Here is a 2,549-nt window from a genome sequence, read left to right on the forward strand (position 1 = left end):
ACGCAGCTCTTCCCCACGCCCCCCGGCCGGCTCCGCCCGGCCCGGCCGGCACGGCGCTGACCCAGGCCCTGGACGCGATCGCCCGGGTCGACGAGGCGACCCTCCAGGTCATGCGCGAACGGCGCTCACGCACATGAGGAAGGCGTACGGCCCGTGATGCCGAAGAAGGCCGCCGAGGGCGACACCACCGCCGATCTCCTGGCCTACCTCTTCGGCCCCGGGGACCACGAGGAGCACATCGACCCGCACCTCGTCGCCGCTTGGACCCCGGGCCTGCCCTGCCCGGCCCGCAACCCGGACCGCATGACGCTCTCCGACCTCGCGCTGCTCCTGGACGCCCCTGTCGAGGCGCTGCGCGGCCCGAAACCGGCCGAGCACGTGTGGCACATCTCCGTCCGTAACGAACCCACCGACCGGACCCTGTCGGACGCCGAGTGGGCGACCGTCGCCGCCGAGATGGTCCACGCCGCCGGCATCGCCCCGCACGGCGACACCCACGCCTGCCGGTGGGTGGCGGTCCGTCACGCCGACGACCACATCCACATCGTGGCGACCCTCGCCCGCCAGGACGGCCGCCACCCCCGTATCCGCGGCGACATCCCCCGCATGCACACCGCCGCCCGCGCCTTCGAGACCGCCTGGGGCCTCACCCCGATGTCCCCCCTCGACCGCACCGCACGCCGCGCGCCGGTCACCGGCGAGCGGGAGAAAGCCGCCCGCCGCGGCCTCCCCGAAGCCGCCCGCGAAAGCCTCCAGCGCACCGTCCGCGAAGCCGCCGCCCGCGCCACCAGCACCACCGACTTCCTCACCCGGCTGCGCGACGCCGGCCTGCGCGTGCGCGAACACCACGACGAGAACAACACCCTGGACGGGTACGCGGTCGCCCTCCCCGGCGACCGCGCCGACCGCAACACCAGGCCCGTCTGGTTCTCGGGCCGGGCCCTCGCCTACGACCTCTCCCTGCCCCGCGTCCGCGAACGCTTCCACCCGCCCATCGCCCCCGCCGACATCACCCGCGCACACACCCGCATCCGCCAGGCCGCGACCCTCCTCGCCCGCGCCGGCCGCACCGAAGGCGCCGGCGACGTCGCCGCCCTCGGCGACCTCCTCACCATCGCCGCCGCCACCTCCCCCGCCACCGTCCGCGACCAGGTCCGTGCCACCGCGGCCGCGTTCGAGCAAGCCTCCCGCGCCCCCGGCACCCGCACCCTCCACGGCACCGCCCGCGCCCACTTCAAAGCCGCCGCCCGCGCTCTCGACCACGCCCCCAGAGCAGCCAGAGGCGGCGGCGCCCCCGCCGTCCTCACCCTCCTGATCGCCCTCGTCGAAGCGATCGAGGCAGCCACCGCCTGGCACCGCGCACAGCAGCACCACGCCCAGGCCCGGGCCGCCGCCCAGGCCGCCGTCCTCCTCCGCGAAGCCGCCACTCTCACCGGCACCCCACCGCGCGCCTCCCGCGCCTCCCGGACCGCGCCGAACACCGTACGGGTGACGCCCGCCGCCGAGCGTGGCCCCGCCCCGGCCACGCCCGTTACCCGAGTACCACCCCGACCCCACGCCGGCCCGCACCCGACACCCGGCCCCGGACCGGCACCCGGCCCGGGGCGCTCACGCTGACCCGTACGAAGGAGCCCTCGCATGACCACGCCCGCTGCCGCGCAGCCGCTCGGCGAGCCCGTCTCCGAGTCCCTCTCCGAAGCCGCGCAGGCCGCCGCGATGTCCGTCCGGCTGATCCTCACGATCGCCGACGCGGTCCGCCGCGCCTCCCAGAAGCACCACCAGGGCAAGGAGCAGGAACTCCCCGAGAGCGACGCCCGGCGCGCCGAGGACGGGTGGGCCGCCGACGAGCTCGGCAACCACCTGCCCACCGCACTTCTCACCCACCTCACCGCCAGCCCCGACTGGCCGGTGATGGCCCGCCAGCTCCTCTCCCTCAGCCACGCCGGCGTCGACCTGCCCACCTTCCTACCGCACCTGGGCCAGATGGCCTCCGGCGTCGAGCGGGCCGTCACCCGCAACACCGCCCGTATCCAGGCCGAGGGCACCGACCGGTGGGCCGACCTCCTGCGCGCCACCATGCCCCAGGGCCTGGTCCGCGACGCGATCCTCTCCTCCCCGGCCTGGCCCGACATCGCCGCCGCCATGGGCCGCCTCCACGACCAAGGGCTCGACGTCGCCCGCATCCTCACCGACGCCCACACCGCCGGCCTCGGCGTCGACCAGGCCGTCGCCGCCGCCACCGCCCGCGCCACCCAGCCCCGCGCCTCCGCAGCCGCCCCTGCCCCGGCACCCGCGACCGCCGGACAACCGACGTCGGCCCCGGCTCCCGGCTCCGCCCCTCCCCGGCCGGCGAGCCCGGACGCGAAACGCGTCTGGGGACCACTGACCGAAGGCATCACCATCCCCTCCGACCTCGACCTCAGCGACCAGTCCCTCGCACTCGACCAGCTCCGCGTCGACCAGGCCGCCCGCACCTACTACGCGGACCGGATCCGAGCACACCTGCCCCCGCAGGAGGCGGACGTCCTGCTGCGCTCCCGCCTCTGGCC

At 76.4% G+C, this 2,549-nt stretch carries 2 protein-coding genes; both read left to right on the forward strand.

Translation table 11 applies throughout. From position 1 onward, the window contains the following. Positions 1–153 precede the first annotated feature (153 nt). Positions 154–1,617, forward strand: a complete 1,464-nt coding sequence (locus tag IF19_RS1000000138015; RefSeq protein ID WP_136975165.1) for a mobilization protein — start codon at positions 154–156, stop codon at positions 1,615–1,617. A 21-nt stretch (positions 1,618–1,638) separates the two neighbouring features. Next, a partial coding sequence (locus IF19_RS0134190) for a hypothetical protein (protein WP_050499010.1) occupies positions 1,639–2,549 on the forward strand: 911 nt, incomplete at its 3' end.

This window comes from Streptomyces californicus, assembly GCF_000717645.1.
Taxonomy (GTDB): domain Bacteria; phylum Actinomycetota; class Actinomycetes; order Streptomycetales; family Streptomycetaceae; genus Streptomyces; species Streptomyces californicus.